Below are 24,960 nucleotides of genomic sequence, written 5' to 3'. Positions count from 1 at the left end.
TGGAGTCCCGCGGCCGCAAGCTTGCAGGCTCTGCTTCTTTTTGCATGAGGCTGAATTTGTTACAATGGTTGAAAGAAGGGTGGTCAAAGTCGATGAGAGAGAACATAATGGTTATTGATGATGATGAGAAAATTACGTCAATGTTGAGACGAGGTTTGGCTTTTGAAGGATATTCGGTCGTCACTGCGACCAATGGTGCGGATGGCCTCAAACAAATGTTGACAGCGGAACCACATCTACTGATCTTGGACGTCATGATGCCGCATATTGATGGCTGGGAGGTCGTTCGTCGAGTTCGTGAAAGTGGCAGCGAGGTGCCGATTCTTATGCTTACAGCAAAAGATGAAATCAGCGATCGCGTGAAAGGCTTGGATCTCGGTGCAGACGACTATTTGGTTAAGCCTTTTGCGCTTGAAGAGCTGCTTGCAAGAGTGCGTGTACTTCTTAGGAGGAGAACGGAGCGTCCTGAGCAGCAGACGAATCGATTGAATTATGAGGATACAATTTTAGATTTGGATACACGTGAGGTTTTTCGCGGTGAGAAACTGATTGAGTTAACAACCAAGGAGTTTGATTTACTTCACTTGTTCATGCAGAATCCGAAGCGTGTCCTTTCACGGGATATTATTATGGAAAAAATATGGGGCTACGATTATAGCGGTGAATCCAATGTTCTGGAGGTTTATATCGCGCTGCTGCGCCAAAAGACGGAAGAATTTGGCCATAAACGATTGATTCAAACGGTTCGGGGGGCAGGTTACGTATTGAGAGGGGAATCTTGATATGTCTCTTCGCTTGCGGTTAACGCTTTGGTATTCAGGTATATTGGCACTAACCATGCTGCTCTTTGGCATTGTTCTTTATTTTTTCTTGAATTACTTCCTGTACGATCAAATTCGCCAAGATGTGAAAAGGGAAGCGACCAATACCTCTTTGCGTATTCAGAAGAGCTTCGCACTTTCAAAGAAGGGACTCGTCGTTGATTTGGAACTGGAAAGCAGAGATTTCTACTCAACGAATACGTTTTTGCAATTATATAATGTTGCACTTAAAAGCTATAATCGCTCGGCTAACTTACAATTCTATGATGTTGCTTTGCCTTTAGAGAAAAATACGATTGATAAATTAAAGCAGGAAGATGGTTTTTACGAAAAGACCAAAGTACTTGGGCAAGATTTCCTCATTTATAATCATGGGATTAGGTCAGATGACCAGAATCAACTCATTGGGATTCTTCAAGCGGCTGTACCGATTGGCAGCTATGAAAGAACGTCCGTTACCCTTCGGTATACGTTGATGATTTGGGCATTATTAACGATTATCGCGGCAGCTTCTTTAGGCTGGTTTTTGGCGCGTAAGGCGCTCAAGCCGATCGAACGCGTCATTGAAGCCGCGAATCAAATTGGAAGCAGTGATGATCTGGAGAAACGGATCCATTACGATGGTCCACTAGATGAAATTGGGCGATTGACCGAAACGATCAATGGGATGCTCTCTCGTATTCAGGTTACCTATCTCGAATTAGATGAAGCGTACCGAGCCCAGCGCAGGTTCGTATCGGACGCATCGCATGAGCTGAGAACACCGCTTACTACGATTCGAGGAAATGTCGACTTGTTGGAAAAGATGTGGAAGCAAACTTCGGGGAGCACTGAACTTGCAAAGCCTGATCAAATGCAGATGTCACTTGAGGCTATGCATGATATTGCAGGAGAAGCACAGCGAATGAGCAGATTAGTCAATGATCTTCTTGCTCTGGCGAGAGCAGATGCCGGCGTTCTTATGGAAAAGAAGCCTGTTGAGATGATGCCTCTCGTTCAAGAAGTGGTAAGGCGGGCTCATTTGCTCGAGCATACCGCTGATTGGCTAGTGGGTGATTTAGATGCATTAGAACATGCGGTTGTGCAAGGGAACAGGGATTACTTGCAGCAATTGTTGTTTATTTTCATCGAGAATGCGTTCAAATATACACCCGTTGGAACCGTAAGGTTCGAAGCGTCGCGAACGGATAGCTTTATTGGTATTCGGATTACCGATACGGGAATTGGCATAGATAAAGAGGATATTCCTCATATTTTCGACCGATTTTATCGCGCCGATTTATCCAGGGGACTGACATCTGGAACTGGACTCGGTTTATCGATCGCCAAGTGGATTATTGATGAGCACGGTGGGTCTATTGAAGTGACAACGCGCAAAGACGAGGGAAGTACCTTTATGATTTGGCTGCCAGCAAACTTTCCTCTCTCTGTATAATCAGCTATAATGAAAGAAAATAATGTTTCTTAGGCAGGTGGATGAAATGGAAGTAGTTCGAATATCACCAAGAGGCTATTGTTATGGCGTAGTAGACGCTATGGCACTTGCAATGCAAACTGCTAAAAACTTAAATCTTCCGAGACCTATTTATATATTAGGCATGATTGTTCATAATGCGCATGTTACTGATTTCTTCAAAGAAGAAGGTGTCATCACATTAGATGGTGAGAACCGACTTGAAATATTAGAACAAATCGAAACAGGGACAGTCATATTCACGGCCCACGGGGTATCTCCTGAGGTAAGACGCCGAGCCCGAGACAAGGGCCTAACGGTTGTGGATGCAACCTGTCCAGATGTAACGAAGACACATGATTTAATTCGAGAAAAAGTAGCCGACGGCTATGAAGTTATCTATATCGGGAAGAAAGCTCATCCTGAGCCAGAAGGCGCAGTAGGTGTAGCTCCGGACCAAGTACACCTCATCGAGAAGCTTGAAGAAGCAGATCAACTAGACATTAAAGCCGATCGTATTATTATTACGAACCAAACAACAATGAGCCAATGGGACATTAAGCATATTATGAATCGTTTACTGGAACTATTCCCGAAAGCTGAGATTCATAATGAGATCTGTCTAGCCACGCAAGTTAGACAAGAAGCGGTAGCTGAACAAGCGAAGGAAGTCGATCTAGTTATCGTAGTTGGAGATCCGAAAAGTAATAATTCGAATCGCTTAGCGCAAGTTTCAGAGGAAATTGCAGGAGTTAGAGCGTATAGAATATCTGATATCACGGAGCTTAATCGCACATGGTTAACCAATGTACGCAAGGTCGGTGTTACGTCTGGTGCTTCAACTCCGACACCTATAACCAAAGAGGTAATTTCCTATTTGGAAGCTTATGATTTAAAAGATGAAACCAGTTGGGATATTACTCGTACTATCAATATGAAAAAGCTCATTCCAGCTGTTAAATCCAAAGCAGCTAGTAGTGAGTGATTTTTATTTATTTCACAGGGCGGGATTGAGACTAGCATGCAAAGTACTCAGAAGGTGAAAATGTTGAAAGTGAAGGCTCGCTACGATTGGAAAAGCACGAAGCGATGGTTTAGATACAAATATTTACTTCTCTTACGTGCCAAAGGCGGTCCTTCCAAGGTAGCACGCGGTTTTTCAATTGGCTTGGCCATAGAAATGTTTACCTTACCTACAGCCGGGTTTGCTTTCGTCCTTATTTTTCCCTTGGTCTATTTATTGAGAGCTAATTTACCTGCAGCTTTAATTGGTTTTGTGTTTGGGAAAGTGATTTATATTCCATTCTCTATTCTTAACAAGCAGGTTGGTAATTGGTTGGTACCGAAGCACTTCAAAATTTACTTGATCCATCATTTACCCCACATGCTTTCTAATATTGTTAGAAGTGGTTTGGATTTGATTGTAGGCGGTATGGTGGTTGGGTTAATACTCGGCATCATTGCCTATTTCCCGGTTATGCTCTTACTTAAACTCCATACGGATCGTCGCAAAGAAAAACGCAGAATCCGTAAAGATCAACTAGTCCCTTCCCATACAAATGAATAGTAAATAAATTAACGCTTGACGAAGACTCGTCAAGCGTTGTATATTTACTTTAGTGATTAAAAGCGTAGAAGCGAACAAGCGTTGAAGTGTGTAAGTGAACCAACCCATATACTAAGGAGCGTGTTTAAGATGATCGCCATTACATCCAACAAAACCTCAGATGAGCGTATTCAGGAAATTGTACAATTTATAGAAAAGCAAGGGGTCCAAGCTCACGTCTCCAAAGGTGAGGATCGCACAGTAATCGGTATCATCGGTCAAGCAGATCCTAAATTAGCAGAACAGTTGCGTCAAATGTCAGGAGTTGAGCAAGTTGTGAAGATTTCGAAATCTTACAAATTAGCAAGTCGTGATTTCCATCCGGCTGATACGGTTATCAAGATTAAGGGTGTTGAAATCGGTGGCGAGCAGCTTGTTGTCATGGGCGGCCCGTGCGCGGTAGAAACGCCAGAACAGATTGATGAGATCGCACGTTTAGTGAAAGCAGCGGGAGGTCAAGTTCTGCGTGGTGGTGCATTTAAGCCAAGAACAGGTCCTTATAGCTTCCAAGGTGTTGGTGTAGAGGGTTTAATCATGATGGCTGAAGCGGGTAAGAAGCATGGACTTCTTACAATTACGGAAGTTATGACACCTGAGTACGTTGATGTTTGTGCACAATACGCAGATATCCTTCAAGTAGGTACACGTAACATGCAAAACTTTGATTTGCTTCGCAAGCTCGGAACCATTCAAACGCCAGTCCTGCTCAAACGTGGATTCAGCTCCACTTACGATGAATTCTTGAATGCTGCTGAATACATTCTTGCTGGTGGTAACCCGAATGTTATGCTCTGTGAACGCGGAATCCGAACATTCGAAACGTACACTCGGAATACATTGGATTTATCAGCCATTCCCGTACTTAAACAGTTGAGCCATCTTCCGGTCATCTCTGATCCAAGTCACGGTACTGGCCGTAGAGAGCTTGTTGTTCCTATGACGAAGGCATCCGTTGCCGCTGGAGCTGATGGTTTGATCATCGAAATGCACACGGATCCAGACAATTCAATGACGGGAGACGGCGTTCAGTCCTTATTCCCTGATCAATTCGCTAATTTGCTTGTTGATCTTGAGAAGCTTGCTCCATTACTTGGTAAAAAGTTTGATACACATAAAGAAGTTATCTTGGCGTAACGGTTATAGTTCTAAGATGACTGGTTTCCTCGAAAATGAGGAAGCCAGTTTTCCTGTTTTTGGATATAGGACAAAAATGTGAATTAGTGTGAGCATAGCTTACACATCTTTAAAAAATACCTGACATAAGTATTGACTGTGTGAGGTTAATCGCTATATAATATGTGCAAGATAACAACCAAAAGTTGAACATTAATCATGTAAAGTACGTTGAATGTACGGAAATGGGAGGGTTTTTAAAATGTCAGTTCAAAATGTGTTGAACCTTATCAAGGAAAAAAATATTGAGTGGGTAGATTTTCGTTTCGTAGGTCTTTCTGGAAAAGCGCAGCATATTTCTTTGCCTGCTACTGAAGTAGATGAAGAAACTTTCGTAAACGGAGTGGCTTTTGACGGTTCATCCATCCCAGGATTCCGTGGTATTGAACAATCTGACATGGTAATGATGCCAGATACGGAAACTGCTTATGTAGATCCTTTCACAGCTCACCCAACTTTAATTATTATGAGCAACATCCACACACCTGAAGGCGAGCGTTATGATCGCGATCCACGCAGCATCGCTCAAAAAGCAGAAGAATATCTGCAAACAACGGGTGTAGGTACAACAGCATTCTTCGCACCTGAGTCCGAATTCTTCATCTTTGATGATGTGCGTTTCGAAAATGGCATGAATAAGTCTTATTTCGAAGTTGACTCCGAAGAAGCAGGCTGGAACACAGGCCGTAAAGAAGAAGGCGGAAACCTTGGTTATAAAGTTCCGGTTAAAGGCGGTTACGTTCCGGTAGCTCCAATGGATTCCCAACAAGACATTCGTTCCGAAATGTGCAACAAGCTTGCTGATGCAGGTCTTCGTATTGAGCGTCACCATCACGAAGTGGCTACAGCTGGTCAAGCTGAAATTAACTTCCGTTTTGACACATTGACTAAAACAGCAGATAACCTGCTCAAATACAAATATATCGTTGCTAACACGGCTAGAGAATACGGTAAAGTGGCAACTTTCATGCCTAAACCACTGTTTGGTGACAATGGTAGCGGTATGCACGTACACATGTCCATCTTCAATGAAGGCGAGCCTTTGTTCTATGAAAAAGGAGCATATGCAAACCTGAGTGAAATGGCAATCAACTATATCGGTGGTATTCTTTACCACGCACCAGCATTGATCGCATTGACAAATCCAAGTACAAACTCCTTCAAACGTCTGGTTCCTGGTTACGAAGCGCCGGTTAACCTTGTATTCTCCAAAGGTAACCGTTCCGCGGCAGTTCGTATTCCAATCGCGGCTGTGACACCTAAAGGTTGTCGTATTGAATTCCGTACACCGGATAGCACGGCTAACCCATACCTCGCTTTCGCAGCAATGCTGATGGCAGGTCTTGACGGTATCAAAAAGAAAATCGATCCACGTGCTCTTGGATACGGTCCTTTCGATACAAACATCTATGAAATGTCCGATGCAGAGAAAGCTGAAATCCGCAGCGTTCCTGGTACATTAGATGAAGCTTTGGATGCTCTTGCAGCTGATTCTGATTTCTTGACTGAAGGCGGCGTATTCACACAAGATTTCATCGATAACTATATCGAATTGAAACGTGGCGAAGCGAAAGCTGTAGCAATCCGTATTCACCCACACGAGTACAACCTTTACTTCGATTGCTAATTCCTTAGCACTTATACATGAATAACATACGAGCTGCTTCTTTCATAGTTTTCTATGGAGGAAGCAGCTTTTTATTCATCTGTATTAAATGTCTTTTGATAATAATTATAATTAGTGGTGATATCGGACTGAGATTGAGGTATAATGAAGGCATTAATCAATGATAGATGTGGAAGGAAGATCATTATGAAAATTACAATGATAGCAGGAAGTAATCAGAGATCAGCGACAAGTACAAGACTTGCTGAATATATCGAGCATCTTGCGACCCAAGAGGGTCACCAGGTGACATTGATTGACTTGTATCAAACACCGCTCCCTTTCTATTCACCAGATAATGCCAATGCGGGGCACGAAGCTCTAGAGAAATTAAAAGAAGCCATGCTTGAAGCAGAGGGAATCGTACTGGCAACGCCGGAGTATCATAGTGGAATTTCCGGAGTTTTGAAAAATGCGCTTGATCATCTAGGACAAGATCATTTCAATAACAAGGTTGTCTTATCTGTAAGTTCAGCAGGCGGAGCCGTTGCTGTGAGCTCTCTGACGCAGATGCAAACCATTGTACGCAATCTGCATGGCATTAACTGCCCAGACTGGCTATCTATTGGAGGCGACCAGCGGAAGAGCTTCCAAACGGGTGTAACCTATCAAGATATCCATCCAGATGTCGATAAACGTGTTCGTCGTGTTGTGGGTTCATTCCTTAAATTGACCAAACAGTTGGCAGTTAAACTTGTTTAGAAGTTTCCAATAACAATAAGCCATTAGATATAGTGTGAGTAATTCAAAGCGTAAAATACGCTTTGTGTTGCTCACTTTTTTATGTTTAACAACAGGTTGTGATGCAATTGAATTCTCTTTACAGGAACGTCCCAATCTGCTAAAATAACCACAATCTATTGTCAACCTATTTTGAAATTTTAAGTTGACAATTAAACATACGGATGGTGATTATTTGTGACAACGCATTACGAACGTCTTGCTGCAATAAACAAGTCGCACTTATGGCATCCATTTACTCAGATGAAAGACTACAACAACGCAGATCCTCTAATTATTGAACGCGGCGAGGGTATCAGGCTTTATGACGTTCATGGAAGAGCGTATTACGACGGTTTTTCGTCGGTTTGGCTCAACGTACACGGCCACAACGTACCTGAGTTGAATCAGGCTATTGTCACCCAGTTAGGGCGTGTAGCTCACTCCACCCTTCTAGGAATGGCCAATATACCGGCAATCGAGCTTGCAGAGAAGCTGGTGGGGATCGCTCCAAAAGGATTAAATAAAGTGTTTTATTCTGATTCAGGAGCAACCGGTGTCGAGATTGCGATTAAAATGGCATTTCAATACTGGCACAACCAGGGAGCACGGGGAAAAACGACGTTTATCACGATGAGTCAAGCGTATCATGGAGACACGATTGGCGCGATTAGTGTCGGTGCGATACCGCTGTACCATGATGTATTTCGTCCCATGCTGTTTCCTTCGCACGTTATTCCGTATCCTAACACTTACCGCCATGAAGGTGGTGCGACGGAAGCGTTGGAACGTACGCTAACCGCACTGCGCAGCTTGCTCGAGACGAGCGCGGATGAGATCGCGGCTCTCATTGTGGAGCCGATTGTGCAAGGGGCCAGCGGGATGATTGTCATGCCGCCGGGCTGTTTTCGTGAGATGGCTGCGCTGTGCCGCAAACATGACGTATTGCTCATCGCCGACGAGGTGGCGACCGGCTTTGGTCGAACGGGCGCTATGTTCGCCTGTGATCTCGAGAGCGTATCACCTGATTTGATGGTGGTAGGGAAGGGGTTGACCGGCGGCTATTTGCCTGTGGCCGCGACACTTGCAAGGGACGAGATCTACGACGCGTTTTATGCTGATTACCAAGAGCAGAAAACTTTTTTTCACGGTCATTCCTACACGGGAAACCCACTTGGTTGTGCTGTTGCTTTGGCCAGTTTGAAGCTATTTGAAGAGCGGAAGATTATTGAAGGAGTTAGAGCTAAGGCGTCTTTTGTCGAGAATAAGCTCGCAGCACTTATGGAACGGCCGCATATCGGTGACATCAGGCAAAAGGGACTGATGATCGGAATCGAGCTCGTACGCGACAAAGGATCACGTGAGCCATACGATTGGGAAGAACGAATCGGCGTTCGTACGAGCATGAGAGCCAGAGAGCTCGGGATGCTTACGAGGCCGCTTGGCAATGTGGTTGTCTTCATCCCTCCGCTTGTTAGCACAGAAGCTGAGCTTGATGCAATGACAAATATTTTGGCAGAATCGATAATTAACGTAACGGAAGGCAACGTAATTCCATGAACAAAGTCAACTTAGGAACGATACGCGGATTGTTTGTAACAGGTACGGACACTGGCGTTGGGAAGACGATGGTGACGGCAGCCATTACCGCTGCGCTCCGCGCCGAAGGTTTGAACGCAGGTGTTTGGAAGCCTGTGCAGTCCGGTGCACTTATTGGCAGCGGAGTTACCGATGCTGAACGGCTGCTGCAAGGCTCGGGGATCAATGAGCGGCCAGAGGCGGTGGCACCATTTACATTTGAAGCTCCGCTTACTCCGATGCTTGCCGCAAAGCATGCTGGTGTGACCTTAACGCTGAAGGAGCTTATCGCTGCTGGTGAACCGCTCTCTAAACGTTATGAAGCGCTGCTCATTGAAGGCGCAGGCGGTGTTGCTGTTCCTCTGACCGATGAAGCCATCATGGTGGACTTGATCGCGGAACTCCAAGTACCCGTTCTAATTGTAGCCCGTTCAAGTCTCGGCACGATTAACCATACGCTTTTGACTGCATCATTTCTGCGGCATCGTGCAATCCCGATTGTAGGCGTCATTATGAACGACGGCGGATTATTGGAGCGGTATGACGATCCGAGCGTTGCTGCGAATGCGGAATTAATCGAACAGTATAGCGGCCTTAAGGTCCTCGGACGCTTTCCCCGTTTGTACAGCGAAGCCAATTCAGAGAATTTGATACATATCATACGAAAAACAATCCAACTTGTACCTATCAGACAGGCTTTGCAGTTCAACCAATAGCGAATGCTTGCGAAGACAGCTTTCCAATGAAAGATCTAAGGAGGATGATGGAGATGAACATAAGTGCAACCGAGATAGAGTGGCAATTGCTAGCCAATAAAGCATTGAGTGGGGAATGTTTAACGCTAGAGGAAGGGCTATCTGTGCTCAATGCCGACAATGATGAGATACTGCCATTGCTAGAGGCTGCATTTAAGGTCAGAAAACATTATTACGGTAAAAAAGTGAAGCTGAATATGATCATCAACGCCAAAAGCGGCCTTTGTCCCGAGGATTGCGGCTATTGCTCGCAATCCATCGTTTCGACGGCGCCAGTTAATAAATACACCCTGCTCGATAAAGACACGTTGCTTGCCGGCGCACGTGAAGCCATGGCACGCAAAGCTGGAACTTATTGCATCGTGGCAGCAGGAAAAGGTCCGACAGACAGAGAGCTTAATCAAGTGGTGGATGCGGTTAGAGAAATCCGTGAAACGATGCCGCTAAAAATTTGTGCATGTCTAGGCATTCTGAAGGACGAGCAAGCCGAACGTCTTGCAGAAGCGGGCGTACATCGATATAACCACAACTTAAATACAAGCAAAGCCAATTACCCATCTATCACCACGACCCATACTTACGACCAACGTGTTGAAACAGTGGAAAAAGTAAAGATGCACGGCATGTCGCCCTGCTCCGGTGTCATTATCGGCATGGGTGAGACAAATCATGAAATTGTTGAAATGGCTTATGCACTCCGCGGGCTTGATGCGGATTCGATTCCGATTAATTTCTTGAATGCTATTCCGGGAACTCCTTTGGAACATGCAGGCCGAACGCCGTCAATGAAAGCTCTGAAGGTACTGGCCCTGTTCCGGTTCATCTGTCCGTCTAAAGAAATCCGAGTAGCTGGCGGCCGTGAGGTCAACCTCCGTACGCTGCAGCCGCTATCACTGTACGCTGCAAACTCACTTTTTGTAGGTGATTATTTAACAACAGCTGGGCAAGATGTTTCGACGGATCATCAAATGATTGAAGATTTGGGGTTTGAGATTGAATTAAGTGCCCTTTAAGGTGGTGTCTTCGACTATGAACTGGATGGAAAAAGAACTATCGGCAATGGAAGACGCCTCGTTGATGCGTACTTTATGTTTAAGTAGCTCAATCCTGGGGTGTCCTGGCTATACGGTTCGTGGAGAACGCAGGCTGCTCAACTTATCATCCAATGACTATCTTGGACTCTCCCAACACCCCGCCATTATTGAAGTGATGCGCGAGGAGCTGCTTATCGAAGGATCTGGAGCCGGTGCTTCGCGTCATGTAACAGGGAACCGGGCGTCTTATGGCCGACTTGAAGAAGCACTGTCCGGTTGGCAGAACTGCGAAGCAGCGCTTGTTTTTGCAAATGGATATATGGCGAATTCTGGTGTTATTGGTGCTCTAGTAGGCCGGGGGGATGTTGTTTTCAGCGATCAGTTAAACCATGCCAGCATTGTGGACGGCACTATATTGAGCCGTGCGGAGCTCGCCAGGTATCGTCATAACGATATGGAACATTTGCGTACGTTAATGAATAAATACCGTGATAAACGGCGAAAGTTGATCGTTACAGACGCCGTCTTCTCCATGGATGGCGATCAGGCACCCTTGCGTGAACTGGCTCATCTCAAATGTGAGTACGGGGCGATGCTGATGGTGGACGAGGCGCACAGCGGTGGGATCTACGGTGATCTAGGTGAGGGATTGTGTCATGAGCTCGGAGTGGATGTGGATATTCATATGGGAACGTTCAGTAAATCGTTCGGCGTGTATGGAGCTTATGTATGCGGTAGCCGCACACTCATTCGTTGGCTGGTAAATAAGGCAAGGCCGCTCATCTATTCAACAGCGCTGCCTCCTTCTCTTATAGCTGGTATTTCAAAAGCATTAGAATTGGTACAAACTGAGCATTGGCGCCGTGTACGGCTTCGCGAAGCTGTTACGCTTTTTCGATCCTCGCTTAGCGCGGCAGGTTTTGATGTCAGTGCCGGCGATTCTCCAATTGTACCGATAATCATCGGCGATAATGATACAGCTCTGCGTTTCAGTGGTGCTCTGGAAGAGGAAGGGATCGCGGCGGTTGCCATACGTCCACCTACTGTGCCTGAGGGTACAGCTCGTATCCGCTTTTCATTGTCAGCCGTTCATACGGATAAGGAATTGATCGATGCTGCTGCGAGAATCCGTACCGTCGGGCTTCAACTGGGAGTGTTGAGTCTATGATTGCTTCGGATAGCAATCAAGTGAAAATTCAGCAAAAGCCAAGCAGGACCATCTTATGGCTGAGCGGATGGAGCATGCCGGATACGGTTTTCGATCGACTTCGCGAGTTACTGCCGGATTTTCATCATATTTCTGTCGATTACAGTGATGCCGATTCTCCCGAGACAATGCTGCTGCTCACTGAAACAGCGGCACAAAATTTGATGATTACAGAGTGTAAGACAAGGGCTGACCGTGGTCAGCTGTTGATCGGAGGCTGGTCGCTCGGCGGATTACTGGCTTTGAGACTAGCGGTCAAAGGACTTGCTGATGGTCTAGTGTTGTTTGCGGCTACAGCTCGGTTTACCCGTTCCGTTGAAGAGAGGGACCGCGGCTGGGCAGATGCCTATGTTAGGCAGATGATGAAGGGACTCATGAAGGACCGACAGGGCGTTGAAACCAAATTTCGACAGAATATGTTTACGGAAGCGGAATGGGAGGCCGGTCTTGGCAAAAGATTTCCTCTCATTGGCAGTTGGACAACTCCGGCACTAATTGCCGGTCTTCAGATTTTGCGAAGTGAGGAAGTCTTGTCTGGGCTGCCGGAAATTGAATGTCCGGTTCTTCTTGTTCACGGCACGGAGGATAAGATTTGTCCTTTCAACGCTGCGGCAGAGCTTGTGGCACAATTGCCTCAAGCAGAGTTACTTTCCATAGCCGACTGCGGTCATGCGTCGTTTTTGGGAAGAGAAGATGAGATAGCTGAGGAACTGAGGCGGTGGTGGGATGAACAGCAGGATGACTGATATTGAGTGTCAATTTAACCGAAGTTCAGCGGGTTCGTATGATGTTCACGCCAAAGTGCAGCGCCTTATGGCAGAGCAGCTTGCCAAATCTCTCATCCCGTGGAAGGAAGAAGGAGTTATAGAGGCATCTAACATTCTTGAGATTGGCTGTGGAACGGGTACTCTGACCGGAATTCTGGTTAACGAATGGTCCAAAGCATCCATTATTGCACTCGATATTGCACCAGGGATGATCAAAGTCGCGGAGCAACGTGTCCGATCAGGTATGGCAAGTCACTTAGCTACCAACAGTTGTCAACCGGATCGAGTAAGTTTTATTCATGCCGATGTAGAAAGGTGGTCGGCAGATGCACAAGAAGCCTCGTTCGACCTCATTGTCTCCAATGCTTGCTTTCAATGGCTTGAAAATCCGAAGCAAACAATACGTCACCTTCGGCAGATGCTTCGTCCTGGAGGCTTACTGGTGTTCGCAACATTCGGACCGGAAACGTTTATCGAGCTGCATCAGTCATTTAATGATGTGTATAGAGCCAGCGGCATGGATCCACAGCGGCACGGACTGTCTTTTCAATCCGATACTCAGTGGAAAAACTTGCTCATGGAAGCAGGGTTTTCTAGTATCCAAAAAGAGCGTTCGATTCAAAAAGAAACGTATTCATCCGTTAGAGATTTTCTCCATTCGGTTAAAGCAATGGGAGCTAGCACTTCAGAAGCCGTCGCTACGCCTGGCCTCAGCTCGCGACGGCTGTTCGCCAACATGTATAAGGCATATGAAGATAAATTCAGCATAAAGGGAGGCATCGCTGCCACTTATGATCTTCTTTTGATCCAAGCTAGGGTCTCTCATTCATATGTTCATAGATAGAAAATCAGATATCTTCTGAAGCCGGGGTCCTGTACCTCGGCTTTTGGTTTTTAGGCGTTCATGGTAACCTATTGAAAAGACAAAAAATTCGTCGTGCCGGTGGAGGTGCCTAAACGTTGAGCATAGAGCCTATTTCGGATCATCTGCAGGAGCATTTAAGGATACTTTTCGTGGGGTATAACCCCAGTATACGATCTGGAGAAACGGGTCATCATTATGCGAATCCAAGCAATCGCTTTTATCGGATCCTTTTCCAAGCGGAATTAACACCTCGGCTGTATAAACCTCAAGAGGATGGGGATCTGCTGAAGCTTGGGTATGGATTTACGAATATCGTGGCTCGCCCTTCGTTAACGGCTGCTGAAATTACGCCTGAGGAATACCGAGAAGGTCGACTTATTTTGAAACAAAAGATCAAGGCTTTTCGACCTCGTGTTGCCTGTTTTGTAGGAAAAGGGGTATATGAACAGTATAGCGGCCGTAGGGGGATGAGTTGGGGGAGTCAACAGGATCCGGTGGTTGAAGGTGTGATCGACTATGTATGTCCCTCCTCTAGTGGGCTTGTTCGGATGAAGCTTGAAGATATGGTAGCAATTTATAGCGGCATCAAGAAATATATTGAAACGGAGTTGGGGAACGGATGAATATCCCATGGTTGGAGTGGGCCAAAGAAATTCAGGCGATTAGTCAAGCCGGACTTACCTATGGTGAGAATGGTTATGACTTGGAGCGATACGAGGCGCTGCGCAAGATCAGCGTGGAGATGATGAGTTATTTCTCAGAGACACCGATCGATAAGGTGACGGCTTTGTTCGCCAGCGACACGGGGTATCAGACGCCGAAAGTAGATATTCGGGCCGTCGTCTTGAGAGAGAACAAGCTGCTGCTTGTGAAGGAAAGAGCTGACGGTGCTTGGGCTTTGCCTGGGGGCTGGGCGGACATCGGCCTTACACCGTCGGAGGTCGCCGTCAAGGAGACCCGCGAGGAAGCTGGCTATGATGTCAAGCCGGTGCGATTGCTGGCGGTCTTCGATAAAGAGCGCCACGCACACCCACCCTCGGCAAACCACGTGTACAAGATGTTTATCTTGTGCGAGCTGGTGGGCGGGGAAGCACTTGAAGCCGGTCTGGAAACGACCGGTGCCCAATTCTTCGGCGAGAGCGAGCTGCCGCCGCTCTCGGTGGAGCGAAACACCGCTGAGCAACTGCAGCGGATGTTCGACCTTGCCCGTGACCACACAGCGCAGACGCTGTTCGACTAGCCAAACGTTCAAGGACTTAACGCTTAAGTACAGGTTTCAGTTGTGCGATGATTTCCTCCATTTGCTTTGAGCATTGTTCGTACATTTCTTTTGCATCTTTATTTTTCGTAGTAAGCCCAAACAACATCAGATCGCCTTCGCATTTTTTTATTGTAGCAAATAAGGATGCCTTTTCTTGCGGCAGGGGGACTTTGATCTTGTCGTCATACAAATCCACAAACAATTGGCCGTAAGAATCGACTTGACCTAGAAATACATTTTCAACTGTCACAGCCAGTTTATCTAATTCTGTTTGCAACCATCCCCGGCTAAAACCGATGGTGGCCAATGCTTCGTTCATAATGTTACCGTCTATGATAACGGTTTGGGGCTCCTTCTCCGGGGCGACTTTGATGCCCAAATGACTTGGAGTCAGCGGTTGGTGTTTACGAGCTAATAGAACATTAATATCTCCACTTGCTTCCATGATAGCAAATTCAACATCAGCCACTTTAAATGCGGATTTCTTTCTTAATTGTTCCATGAGTTCATCGAGGGTGAGTCGTTCTTTCTTTAAATTATCTTCCAAAATTTTTCCGTCTCTAATCAGTACGGTTCCTTTACCATCAATAAAATCCCGCATTTTTTTACTTTTAAGCTGCAAGAATTCAATGATTAAAGAGCATGCAACCCAAACGGATATGGATACCAAACCTAGAAACCAATTCGCATCCAAATCTAATGAGATGTAAGCTGCTAGACTGCCAATTGTAATACCCGTAATGTATTCGAAGAAGGAAAGCTGAGAAATTTGTCTTTTACCCAACAACTTTGTCATAACGAAAAGCACGACTACTGCTAATAATGTACGTAAAACAATTTCAAGCCAAGTTGGCACAGGGGGTCCTCCTCTTTTATTAACCCTAATCAATTGGTTTAATTGTTTGTATAATTATTGAAAGTTATACAAAAACAAGATATTAAATCCAGTGCCGGTAATAAAGTGAAAGTATTAAGTAGACGGTTCCCCAAAAGGGAGCACGTTTAGCGGCTCGTACGCAGGCTGACGGCCCAAGTGGCTGCGGTAGAGGACGATGTCCTCTACTCGCCACGCGGGCCAGCCGCCGGCAGGCGCCCCAGCCGCTGCTAGGGCGGAGCGCTTGAAAGGCCCCGCCGCTGTGCGGTAGCGGCGGGCTAGTGTAAGGTGCGGCCGGTAGGCGCGAGCCTCGGCCGGGAAGCCGTGGCGGGCGCAGACGCCGGCGACCTCGCGCTGCAGCGCAGCAAGCGCGTCTAGGTCGCCGGCGAGGCCCGCCCAGAGGATCGACGGCGCCGCCGGAGGTCCGAACACGCCGAGGCCCTCGGCGTGCAGGGTCAGCGGCAGCGCAGCTGCAGCAAGCTGGCGCAGGTCGGCCGCCAGCGCTTCAGCCGTCTCGGCGGATGCGTCGCCGAGGAAGCTTAACGTGACGTGGACATCCTGCGGATGCGTCCACTTTTGGAAAGGCAGCACCTTTTGGATGCTGTCTTTCCATATGTCGAGCACCCGCTGGACGTCTTGCGGGAGCTGAATCCCTACGAACAGCCGATACATTTCGGAGGCGTTTGTTGAACTTTGTGTTTTTGTTGAACTTTGTGAGTTTGTGGAACTTGAAGCGTTTGTTGAACTTTGTGTGTTCGTGGAACTTGAAGCGTTTGTGTGATTTGAGGTGTTTGATTGTTCAGAATTTGCAGCGTTTGTAGATCTTTCTCCTATCGAATCAAGCATTATCATAAGTAATTAGGCTCCTTTTGTATCCAAATCTGTTCTCTTCTTCGTACTTCTCCTAGCATTGCCAACTGAGGTTTTACTTGATGCATGAGGAGAATATTGCTATCATAGCGATAATACAAAAAAGCAAAGGTGTGGTCATTCATGGGAAATAGGGCCTATAACTTTAACGCAGGGCCTGCGGCATTACCGCTCGAAGTACTGCAGAAAGCACAAGAGGAGCTTGTCGAATTTAAAGGCATCGGCATGTCCATTATGGAAATTTCTCACCGCAGCGCGGAGTTCGAGCAAGTACATAATGAAACGCAGCAATTGTTGAAGCAAATTTTTAGCATCCCTGATGGGTATCAAGTGCAGTTTTTGCAAGGTGGTGCGAGTACACAATTCGCCATGATTCCGCTTAATTTTCTAAAGCCAGGTAAAGTAGGCAGCTATGTACTTACAGGTGCATGGGCGGAGAAAGCTGTTCAGGAAGGAAGCTTGTTCGGAGAAGTTGCCATCGCAGCAAGCTCGAAAGAACAGAAATTTATGAAAATTCCGGACTTGAAAGAAATCAACATTCATCCGGATTCTGCTTATCTGCATCTGACTTCGAACGAAACGATTGAAGGTGCTCAGTTCCAAAGCTTTCCAGATACAGGGAATGTGCCGTTAATTGGGGACATGTCCAGCGATATCTTGAGCCGTCCTGTTGATATTTCGAAATTCGGCATGATTTATGCAGGAGCGCAAAAAAATCTAGGTCCTTCTGGTGTAACGGTGGTTATTATCAAGGAAGATTTATTACAAGATCTGCCTAAAACGATTCCAACCATGCTTCGCTACGAAATCCATAGCAAAAACAATTCCCTATACAATACACCACCAGTATATTCAATCTACATGATGAACCTGGTATTGAAATGGATTCAGGAACAAGGTGGACTAGCTGTTATCCAAAAAAATAACCTTGAGAAATCAGGTCTAATTTATAGCGCAATCGACCAAAGCGGCGGTTTCTACCGTGGACCAGTTGATGCGGGCAGTCGTTCCGCGATGAACATCACGTTCCGCTTGAAGGATGAAGAGCTGGAGAAGAAGTTCATTAAGGAAACCGAACAGAACGGATTTGTTGGGTTGAAGGGTCATCGCAGTGTAGGCGGTTTGAGAGCATCTACGTATAATGCTGTTCCTTATGCATCATGCAAAGCGCTCGCTGAATTCATGAGTGATTTCCAAAAACGCAACGGTTAAGAAATAAGATTAGGCTATTCACGGCACCCTCGTGTGCGCGTGAATAGCTTTTTTTGCTTCTGGATAGGAATGTGGCATCATCGCTATTAACGACCTTAGAAGGACTCTGGGACGGTTTGGTGAGCTTGTATTTGGGGCGGGATAGATCTATATCTAGTGAGATCAAAGCCCTAGTCTTGCTTTCGACAAATTCGAAAATTTCAAGTCAAAATTGAAAATAAATTTTCAAAGCCTTCCGAGCCACGTCCTGTCTAGGTTTACGTATTTTAATAGTCAAAACGAGCCATTTTGCTCGTTGACAAACACAATATATTGATATAAATTTGAATCTATCAACTAGATATCGTAAAAAAAGCGAAACACACAACTACTAGAATTTGTGAAAAAATAGAATCAAATTCCGTGATAAACCGCGTGATTACCGCCTTTTTCCTAGGTCGCGTAATCCTGAAATTCGCATATATTGTCGAAAAGACATGGCGTATTCCTCTTAAATTGAGCGGAATGATTCATTTGTTTACTACATATAGGGTTACTTACATAAGCGGTACTAAATAGAGAATAAGAGAGTGTTAGGAGACGGAAGCCCATGCTGATTGCTTACGATTCGAAGACGGGAAATGTTCGCCGGTTTATTGCTAAACTCAAAATGCCAGCGATTCAAATTGAGGAAGCGATGAAGATGGACGAGCCCTTCGTGCTGGTTACCTATACAACCGGTTTTGGTCAAGTTCCTCCGAAGGTAGCTTCTTTCCTAGAAAGCAATGCCTCTCGTCTTATCGGAGTAGCAGCAAGTGGTAACCGTAACTGGGGAGACGGATTTGCCAAAAGCGCAGATACGATCTCACAGCAGTACGATGTGCCTGTGTTAACCAAGTTTGAGTTATCCGGCACCAAAAATGACGTAGAACGATTTGTTCAGGGGGTACATGCAATTGCGGCACATTGAGCTGAATAATTTATTGATGCAACGCGGAGCGGATGACTTTTTCCAACTAGAGAAGGATAAAGAAGCTGTTGAAGTTTTTATGAAGGAAGTCCACAGTAAAAGCCTCACTTTCCCCGATACTTCTTCTAAAGTTCGTTATATGATCGATCATAACTATTACGAGAACGTATATGAGAAATATACGCAAGATGAAGTTAACGATGTTTATCAAGTGGCCCACGATAATCAATTCGAGTTCGCCTCCTACATGGCAGCTTCGAAATTCTATACGGATTACGCGTTACGCAGTGATGATAAATCTTTATACCTGGAACATTTCCCGGATCGCGTTGCTATTGTTGCTTTGTACTTGGGACGTGGGAACGTAGAAACTGCGCGAGTGCTTGCAGTATCGATGATGGAACAACGCTTGCAACCAGCGACACCAACGTTCCTTAATGCAGGTAAGAGCCGCCGAGGCGAAATGGTATCCTGCTTCCTGCTGGAGATGGACGACTCTCTTAATTCTATTAACTACGTGCTAGCTACCTGCATGCAGCTTTCCAAAATTGGCGGTGGCGTAGCCGTTAACTTGTCCAAGCTTCGTGGACGCGGGGAAACGATTAAAGGTGTGGAAAACGCCGCAAAAGGTATTATGCCGGTTCTTAAGCTCATGGAGGATGCGTTCTCCTACGCAGATCAAATGGGGCAGCGTAAAGGTTCCGGAGCCGCTTATTACAACATTTTCGGCTGGGACGTTATGGAGTTCCTAGATAGTAAGAAAATTAATGCGGATGAGAAATCTCGCCTGAAGACACTGTCCATCGGTCTCATTGTACCGAACAAGTTTTACAAGTTGGCTGAAGAGAACAAGCCGCTGCATGTATTTGCTCCTTACACGGTACTACAAACCTATGGTAAGCATTTGGATGATATTGATCTCGATGAGATGTATGATGAACTGCTGGCCAATCCGAAAGTGAAGAAAAAGGTTGTCATGAGTGCGCGTGACATGCTAGTTAAAATTGCGACTACCCAACTGGAATCCGGTTATCCATATATGATGAACCGTTCGAATGCTAACAGGGATCATGCCCTGAAAGGTATCGGTACGATTAAAATGTCTAATCTCTGTACTGAGATTTTCCAACTGCAAGAAACTTCGGAAATCAACGATTACGGCCAAGATGACCTTATTCTTAGAGATATCAGCTGTAACCTTGCTTCCATGAACATTGCAAACGTAATGGATCGTAAGAAGCTGCGCGAAACCGTTCACGAGGGCATGATTGCCTTGACTTCGGTTAGTGATATGACGACGATCAGCAATGCGCCGGGGGTTGCCAAAGCAAATCGTGAGCTGCACTCCGTTGGTCTCGGTGTTATGAATCTTCATGGCTACTTGTCTAAGAACAAAATTAGCTATGAGAGTGATGAAGCCAAAGATTTCGTCCGCACGTTCTTCATGGCTATGAACTATTATTCGATTGAGCAAAGTATGGAAATTGCCAAATCATCGGGGCAAACCTTCGAAGGCTTTGAGCTATCCGAGTATGCGAATGGCGCCTATTTCAACCGGTACATAGAGACGGATTACCGTCCGCTTACGGATAAAGTGAAGTCCTTGTTTGAGGGAATGCCGATTCCATCACCAAGCGACTGGGCCAAGTTAAACGAAGATGTAAAAACCAATGGTCTTTATCATGCTTACCGATTGGCCGTTGCTCCAACACAAAGCATTTCTTATATTCAAAATGCAACCTCGAGTGTCATGCCGATTGTTGAACCGATCGAGACTCGAACTTATGCGAACTCAACTACGTACTATCCGATGCCTTTCATGGCACGTGATAATTTCTTTTACTATAAATCTGCTTATCAAATGGATCAGTTTAAGATTCTTGATCTTATTGCAGAAATTCAAATACATGTGGATCAAGGGATTTCAACGATTTTACATGTAAATAGCGATGTTTCGACGAGACAACTTGCTAAACTATACCTCTATGCGGCACACAAAGGACTTAAATCGCTCTACTACACGCGAACGAATCAGCTATCCGTTGAGGAATGCGTCAGCTGCTCGGTGTAATTTGGAAGGGGATTAAATATAAATGAGTACGGCCACTACCCTAAATAATGCCAGGAAAGCTGTGAATTGGAATCGTCCCGATGATGATTTTACGATCACTTTCTGGAATCAAAATATTATGCAGTTCTGGACAGATGAGGAAATCCCATTATCTGATGATAAAATGTCATGGATCACGTTAAGCGGTGAAGAACGTGAGCTTTACATGAAAGTACTCGGTGGGCTTACGCTGCTTGATACCATGCAAGGCGGCGTCGGCATGCCGAAGATTCTTGAGCATGTCGATGGGCTGCAGCGCAAAGCTGTGCTAAGCTTCATGGGTATGATGGAACAAATACATGCGAAGTCTTACAGCAGTATTTTCACCACGTTGTCTACAACGGAAGAAATCAATGAGCTCTTCCTGTGGGTGGAGCGTAATCCTTACTTGCAGTTCAAGGCAAATAAAATTTCCCATTTCTATGAAAATATTAGAACGACTAAAGAGCTGTATTTAGCTATGGCAGCATCTGTCTTGCTGGAGAGCTACTTGTTCTATAGCGGCTTCTATTATCCGCTTTACTTAGCCGGACAGGGTAAAATGACAAGCAGTGGCGAAATCATCGATTTGATTTTACGCGATGAGAGTATTCATGGTCTGTATATCGGTGTCCTGGCACAAGAGGTTTATGCGCAGTTAAGCCCTGCGGAACAGGATGAGGCATACACAACATTGTGTGCCTTGCTGAAGGAGCTTCATGCCAATGAGGAAAGCTATACTGAAAGTCTATATGGAACCTTGGGCTTGGCAGAAGAAGTGAAAGCTTTCTTACGGTACAACGCGAATAAAGCGTTCATGAACCTGGGCGTAGACCCAATTTTCGAAGAAGAGGATATTAATCCGATTGTTCTTAACGGTCTGAGCACGAAGACGAAGCAGCATGACTTTTTCTCGAAAAAGGGAAATGGATATGTACGTACGATTCACGTTGAAGCGTTGACGGATGATGATTTCCTTTTTGGGGATTGAACATAAAGTAGGACCTGACGGTTTTCGTCAGGTCCTTTGTTGTCTTATGAGTTAAGGGGTAAGCGGGCTGACCTCACTGTCGATTCATTCATCCATCCTTGTTCTACATGGAGTTGTTTAAATCGGAATCCATCATCAAATATGTTGACATGAGGTTGCCGGATGAATGAATGATTCCATATACTCGGTTGAATGATGTTGAAAGTGCAACAATTGCTGCCTAGATCCCGCCTCTCACCCTTCGTTGTTGCATAATGTACAACAATTTGGCCCCAAACGGGCCATTTCGCAACAAATGGGTTCGAAATGTTGTACAAACTGCAACTTCAAAGACCAAAAAAGCCGTTGGGCGCGTGAATTGTTGTAGAAATTGCAACAATTAATAAACACTCGATCATACAATGACGGTGTAATCTGAAACGGGATTGTTTACATGGAGTTGGATCCGCATTACTTTGAAATTCAGGTGGGGTGGATTCCATGTAATTGAAAGTTCTATTCAAATGTTTCGGATATGCTTAGCTTTGAAGCTAAGTGGAATAGCCGATAATATATGAAATAACTTCAATCCTTCCATATTTTCTGTATAATGATGGTGAAAGCAGTTACAACATGGTGATGAGGGGTAATCCAATGAGTCTTGCTCGAATCCGGTTCAACAAACGTAGTGTTATCGTTACGTGGCTTATATCTTATATCTCTGTACTTCTTATCCCGATTATTATTAGTGGGATTCTATACGCAGCTGCCTGGCATGTGGTGGAATCGGAAGTCAACCGTGCGAACAAATCAGCCCTGGAGCAGATGGAGCAAGCGATCGATAACAGCCTTCGCGGTATTGAACGGTTAAGCTTGGAAATCGCTTTAAGTAAATTGGTAACCGGTTTCATGAATACGGTGAAGCCATTGACGGATAGTGACTATTACGATTTGGTCAGCATTGCCAACGATCTGCGAGTATATCAGACTGCGAATGATTTTATTGAACAAATCTACATTTACTACCGGAATAGCGACACGGTTATATCCACACGTGATCACACGAACAGCCGTATGTTGTTCGAAAAGATTCGCGAGAAAGACGCGATGAGCTACGAGGAGTGGGCGAAGTTTTTTGATAAGCCTTACATCCAGGAATACGCACCCATTACGTTTAGGGAAGACGGCCATTCAGTCAAAGCTGTGATGTATGCCAAATCCGTCATACTCGCCAACCCAGATCATCCAGGCGCGGTCATTTTATTTGTCATTAAGGATTCCAAATTGCTGGATAATATTCCATCCACTTCGGATCAAACCTCGATAGCGGTCTTAGATAAGGAAAACCGTCTAGTTGCTTCGACTGGTTTCGAATCTAGAGCTGATTTTCTGGATTACGACAAGCTCTCTGGAAAAAATGGGATGTTTATCAGCGCGGATTCTGGTAAAAAGGCAGCTGTTTCCTATATCACCTCTGGCAGCACAGGGTGGAAATACATATCGACGATACCCGCTGAATTATTTGACGACAAGATGAAATACATGAAGAAGCTAATTTACGCCAGTGTTATTTTAAGCCTTATCATGGGCGGACTTGTTACCTACCTCTTTTTGAGAAAAAATTATAACCCAATCAACCTACTGATTCGAAGCTTTTCAGTGAAATCAGGGATATCTTTTCATGAAGGCTCGAACGAGTATGGATTTCTACAAGATGCATTGAATAATACGTTTGCGGAAAAAGAACAGATTGACCGTCGTCTGCATCAGCATCGTGATGCCATTCGTTCCCATTTTCTACAGGGGCTGCTGAAAGGTCGTTTGGAACAAAATGTCCCGATTCATGAATCGCTTGCTGCCCACGATATTCGGTTGGCTTCACGGTATTTTGCTGTTCTGTTATTTCACATCGAGCATTTCGGCAAGTTTGAGATCGACGAGTATGCTGCTCCTGAGAAGGTGAGGATGCTGCATTTCATTATTATGAATGTCGCTGAAGAAGTGATCGTTCATGATAATCGGGCTTTCATTACGGAAGTAGACAATATGCAAGCGTGCATTGTAAATTTCGGGACAGATCCGGATTCGCAAGAGTTGAAGCGTATTGCCGAGCAGGTGAAGTCATTCTTGCTGGACCATTTCCATGTCCATTTGACAGTGGCGATCAGCGGCATCCATCAGGAGCTATATGGGATCCCTACAGCGTACCAGCAAACCTTGGCAGCCTTGGAGTACCGGCTCGTTATGGGGAGCGGTGAAATTATTGGGTACGATGATTTACCGAGTTCAGAAACGATTAGGCAATCCAGAAGTTACTACTATCCATTACCTGTTGAGCATCAGCTGATCAATTTTGTGAAGTCAGGGGATTTTGAAAAATCGAGTGCGATCATAGGTGAAATTATCGAGATTAACGTATCGGATGCGTCCTTATCTGTACCGCTCGCCAAGTGTCTCATGTTTGATTTGATCAGTACGCTTCTGAAAACGATGGATGAAATCGGTACGAGCAGCAATAATCGAGCGTTAATCGTAAAAACCGACCAAATCGACCGATTGATGAGCAGTTCAACCATCAAAGAGATGAAGGTACAGATTCGTGAAGTACTGAATCAGGTGTGCCGATTCATTCAAGAAGACCGTCAACAGGAGCACAACCAACTTAGTCAGCAGGTCACCCTGTATGTCAAAAGCAATTACGCTGAGGAGAATCTGAACATCTCGATGGTGGGTGATAAGTTCGGGTTAACGCCTTCCTATTTATCCAAACAGTTCAAAGCACAGACAGGTGAAGCCTTGCTTGATTTTATCAGCAGAACCCGATTAGAAGAGGCAAAGCGGCTGCTTTCTCTTCAAGTCTTATCTGTCACGGACATTGCGAAAAGAGTCGGATACTCCGATATGAATACGTTCAATCGGATTTTCAAGAAATTCGAGGGCATTACACCGGGCAAATATAAAGATATTCAATGACATACAAGGGGCCGTACAAGCATGCTTGCGCGGCTTTTCCGTTTTTACATAGCAATTGCGTAAATTGAAGGTTGATTATTATCGATTTTAATGATGCAGTTTCGGTTTTAACGATAT

General features: G+C 45.3%; 22 protein-coding genes. 20 read left to right on the top strand and 2 right to left on the bottom strand.

The window, feature by feature from the left end; genetic code table 11:
- Positions 1-92: 92 nt before the first annotated feature.
- From QFZ78_RS16540 to QFZ78_RS16470, 15 genes are all read left to right on the top strand, one after another.
- Positions 93-782, top strand: a complete 690-nt coding sequence (locus tag QFZ78_RS16540) for a response regulator transcription factor (RefSeq protein WP_307549153.1) — start codon at positions 93-95, stop codon at positions 780-782.
- A 1-nt stretch (position 783) separates the two neighbouring features.
- Positions 784-2,256 carry a sensor histidine kinase gene (locus QFZ78_RS16535; protein WP_307549151.1) on the top strand — a complete coding sequence of 491 codons (1,473 nt, stop codon included), beginning with the start codon at positions 784-786 and terminating at the stop codon, positions 2,254-2,256.
- A 46-nt stretch (positions 2,257-2,302) separates the two neighbouring features.
- A complete protein-coding gene (locus tag QFZ78_RS16530) occupies positions 2,303-3,259 on the top strand; it encodes a 4-hydroxy-3-methylbut-2-enyl diphosphate reductase (RefSeq protein ID WP_307549150.1) in 957 nt (318 codons plus the stop codon).
- Between the two features lie 36 nt (positions 3,260-3,295).
- Positions 3,296-3,841: a DUF2062 domain-containing protein gene (locus tag QFZ78_RS16525; protein WP_307549148.1), complete on the top strand. Its 546-nt coding sequence runs from the start codon at positions 3,296-3,298 to the stop codon at positions 3,839-3,841.
- A 129-nt stretch (positions 3,842-3,970) separates the two neighbouring features.
- On the top strand, positions 3,971-5,014 hold the full coding sequence (gene aroF, locus QFZ78_RS16520; protein ID WP_057304848.1) for a 3-deoxy-7-phosphoheptulonate synthase: 1,044 nt from the start codon (positions 3,971-3,973) through the stop codon (positions 5,012-5,014).
- Between the two features lie 241 nt (positions 5,015-5,255).
- Complete coding sequence (gene glnA, locus QFZ78_RS16515; protein ID WP_307549146.1) at positions 5,256-6,680, top strand: type I glutamate--ammonia ligase; 1,425 nt, start codon at positions 5,256-5,258, stop codon at positions 6,678-6,680.
- 186 nt (positions 6,681-6,866) lie between these two features.
- The gene (locus tag QFZ78_RS16510; protein WP_307549144.1) at positions 6,867-7,421 is read left to right on the top strand and encodes an NADPH-dependent FMN reductase; all 555 of its coding nucleotides are present in this window, start codon (positions 6,867-6,869) and stop codon (positions 7,419-7,421) included.
- 216 nt (positions 7,422-7,637) lie between these two features.
- On the top strand, positions 7,638-8,999 hold the full coding sequence (bioA, locus tag QFZ78_RS16505) for an adenosylmethionine--8-amino-7-oxononanoate transaminase (protein ID WP_307549142.1): 1,362 nt from the start codon (positions 7,638-7,640) through the stop codon (positions 8,997-8,999).
- Positions 8,996-9,733 (top strand): dethiobiotin synthase, encoded by a 738-nt coding sequence (gene bioD / locus QFZ78_RS16500; RefSeq protein ID WP_307549140.1) that lies wholly within the window; start codon positions 8,996-8,998, stop codon positions 9,731-9,733. Before bioA ends, bioD begins: the two co-directional genes overlap by 4 nt.
- Before the next feature lie 53 nt (positions 9,734-9,786).
- Positions 9,787-10,785 carry a biotin synthase BioB gene (bioB, locus tag QFZ78_RS16495; RefSeq protein ID WP_307549138.1) on the top strand — a complete coding sequence of 333 codons (999 nt, stop codon included), beginning with the start codon at positions 9,787-9,789 and terminating at the stop codon, positions 10,783-10,785.
- Positions 10,786-10,801: 16 nt separating this feature from the next.
- On the top strand, positions 10,802-11,974 hold the full coding sequence (bioF, locus tag QFZ78_RS16490) for an 8-amino-7-oxononanoate synthase (protein WP_307549136.1): 1,173 nt from the start codon (positions 10,802-10,804) through the stop codon (positions 11,972-11,974).
- Complete coding sequence (locus QFZ78_RS16485) at positions 11,971-12,759, top strand: alpha/beta hydrolase (protein WP_307549134.1); 789 nt, start codon at positions 11,971-11,973, stop codon at positions 12,757-12,759. Before bioF ends, QFZ78_RS16485 begins: the two co-directional genes overlap by 4 nt.
- Positions 12,740-13,624, top strand: a complete 885-nt coding sequence (gene bioC / locus QFZ78_RS16480; RefSeq protein WP_307549131.1) for a malonyl-ACP O-methyltransferase BioC — start codon at positions 12,740-12,742, stop codon at positions 13,622-13,624. The genes QFZ78_RS16485 and bioC overlap by 20 nt, the downstream gene beginning before the upstream one ends.
- A gap of 122 nt (positions 13,625-13,746) precedes the next feature.
- Positions 13,747-14,268 (top strand): mismatch-specific DNA-glycosylase, encoded by a 522-nt coding sequence (locus QFZ78_RS16475; RefSeq protein WP_307555720.1) that lies wholly within the window; start codon positions 13,747-13,749, stop codon positions 14,266-14,268.
- Positions 14,265-14,885 carry an NUDIX hydrolase gene (locus tag QFZ78_RS16470; protein ID WP_307549129.1) on the top strand — a complete coding sequence of 207 codons (621 nt, stop codon included), beginning with the start codon at positions 14,265-14,267 and terminating at the stop codon, positions 14,883-14,885. Before QFZ78_RS16475 ends, QFZ78_RS16470 begins: the two co-directional genes overlap by 4 nt.
- Before the next feature lie 16 nt (positions 14,886-14,901).
- On the opposite strand, the gene QFZ78_RS16465 is transcribed toward QFZ78_RS16470, so the two are convergent.
- Entirely contained in the window at positions 14,902-15,762 is an 861-nt protein-coding gene (locus tag QFZ78_RS16465) for a DUF421 domain-containing protein (RefSeq protein ID WP_307549128.1), read from the bottom strand.
- A gap of 114 nt (positions 15,763-15,876) precedes the next feature.
- Entirely contained in the window at positions 15,877-16,632 is a 756-nt protein-coding gene (thpR, locus tag QFZ78_RS16460) for an RNA 2',3'-cyclic phosphodiesterase (protein ID WP_307549126.1), read from the bottom strand.
- A 141-nt stretch (positions 16,633-16,773) separates the two neighbouring features.
- Between thpR and serC the strand changes: the two genes are divergently transcribed.
- From serC to QFZ78_RS16435, 5 genes are all read left to right on the top strand, one after another.
- A complete protein-coding gene (serC, locus tag QFZ78_RS16455; RefSeq protein ID WP_307549123.1) occupies positions 16,774-17,862 on the top strand; it encodes a 3-phosphoserine/phosphohydroxythreonine transaminase in 1,089 nt (362 codons plus the stop codon).
- A 589-nt stretch (positions 17,863-18,451) separates the two neighbouring features.
- Positions 18,452-18,811, top strand: a complete 360-nt coding sequence (gene nrdI / locus QFZ78_RS16450) for a class Ib ribonucleoside-diphosphate reductase assembly flavoprotein NrdI (protein WP_047677314.1) — start codon at positions 18,452-18,454, stop codon at positions 18,809-18,811.
- Positions 18,798-20,882, top strand: coding sequence for a class 1b ribonucleoside-diphosphate reductase subunit alpha (gene nrdE, locus QFZ78_RS16445; RefSeq protein ID WP_307549122.1), 2,085 nt, complete (start codon positions 18,798-18,800; stop codon positions 20,880-20,882). The genes nrdI and nrdE overlap by 14 nt, the downstream gene beginning before the upstream one ends.
- A 22-nt stretch (positions 20,883-20,904) precedes the next feature.
- Entirely contained in the window at positions 20,905-21,891 is a 987-nt protein-coding gene (nrdF, locus tag QFZ78_RS16440) for a class 1b ribonucleoside-diphosphate reductase subunit beta (protein ID WP_307549121.1), read from the top strand.
- A 633-nt stretch (positions 21,892-22,524) separates the two neighbouring features.
- Positions 22,525-24,843 carry a helix-turn-helix domain-containing protein gene (locus tag QFZ78_RS16435; protein WP_307549119.1) on the top strand — a complete coding sequence of 773 codons (2,319 nt, stop codon included), beginning with the start codon at positions 22,525-22,527 and terminating at the stop codon, positions 24,841-24,843.
- Positions 24,844-24,960: the final 117 nt, after the last annotated feature.

Origin of the sequence: Paenibacillus sp. V4I5 (assembly GCF_030817255.1) — a bacterium.
Taxonomy (GTDB): domain Bacteria; phylum Bacillota; class Bacilli; order Paenibacillales; family NBRC-103111; genus Paenibacillus_E.
Note: the sequence above shows the minus strand (reverse complement) of the source record. Positions and strands in the feature narration are given on the sequence as shown.

Coding starts and splice junctions, on each gene's coding strand:
- QFZ78_RS16540 (WP_307549153.1), top strand. CDS start 93: ATGAGAGAGAACATAATGGTTATTGATGATGATGAGAAAATTACGTCA.
- QFZ78_RS16535 (WP_307549151.1), top strand. CDS start 784: ATGTCTCTTCGCTTGCGGTTAACGCTTTGGTATTCAGGTATATTGGCA.
- QFZ78_RS16530 (WP_307549150.1), top strand. CDS start 2,303: ATGGAAGTAGTTCGAATATCACCAAGAGGCTATTGTTATGGCGTAGTA.
- QFZ78_RS16525 (WP_307549148.1), top strand. CDS start 3,296: ATGCAAAGTACTCAGAAGGTGAAAATGTTGAAAGTGAAGGCTCGCTAC.
- aroF (WP_057304848.1), top strand. CDS start 3,971: ATGATCGCCATTACATCCAACAAAACCTCAGATGAGCGTATTCAGGAA.
- glnA (WP_307549146.1), top strand. CDS start 5,256: ATGTCAGTTCAAAATGTGTTGAACCTTATCAAGGAAAAAAATATTGAG.
- QFZ78_RS16510 (WP_307549144.1), top strand. CDS start 6,867: ATGAAAATTACAATGATAGCAGGAAGTAATCAGAGATCAGCGACAAGT.
- bioD (WP_307549140.1), top strand. CDS start 8,996: ATGAACAAAGTCAACTTAGGAACGATACGCGGATTGTTTGTAACAGGT.
- bioB (WP_307549138.1), top strand. CDS start 9,787: ATGAACATAAGTGCAACCGAGATAGAGTGGCAATTGCTAGCCAATAAA.
- bioF (WP_307549136.1), top strand. CDS start 10,802: ATGAACTGGATGGAAAAAGAACTATCGGCAATGGAAGACGCCTCGTTG.
- QFZ78_RS16485 (WP_307549134.1), top strand. CDS start 11,971: ATGATTGCTTCGGATAGCAATCAAGTGAAAATTCAGCAAAAGCCAAGC.
- bioC (WP_307549131.1), top strand. CDS start 12,740: ATGAACAGCAGGATGACTGATATTGAGTGTCAATTTAACCGAAGTTCA.
- QFZ78_RS16470 (WP_307549129.1), top strand. CDS start 14,265: ATGAATATCCCATGGTTGGAGTGGGCCAAAGAAATTCAGGCGATTAGT.
- thpR (WP_307549126.1), bottom strand. CDS start 16,632: ATGATAATGCTTGATTCGATAGGAGAAAGATCTACAAACGCTGCAAAT.
- serC (WP_307549123.1), top strand. CDS start 16,774: ATGGGAAATAGGGCCTATAACTTTAACGCAGGGCCTGCGGCATTACCG.
- nrdI (WP_047677314.1), top strand. CDS start 18,452: ATGCTGATTGCTTACGATTCGAAGACGGGAAATGTTCGCCGGTTTATT.
- nrdF (WP_307549121.1), top strand. CDS start 20,905: ATGAGTACGGCCACTACCCTAAATAATGCCAGGAAAGCTGTGAATTGG.
- QFZ78_RS16435 (WP_307549119.1), top strand. CDS start 22,525: ATGAGTCTTGCTCGAATCCGGTTCAACAAACGTAGTGTTATCGTTACG.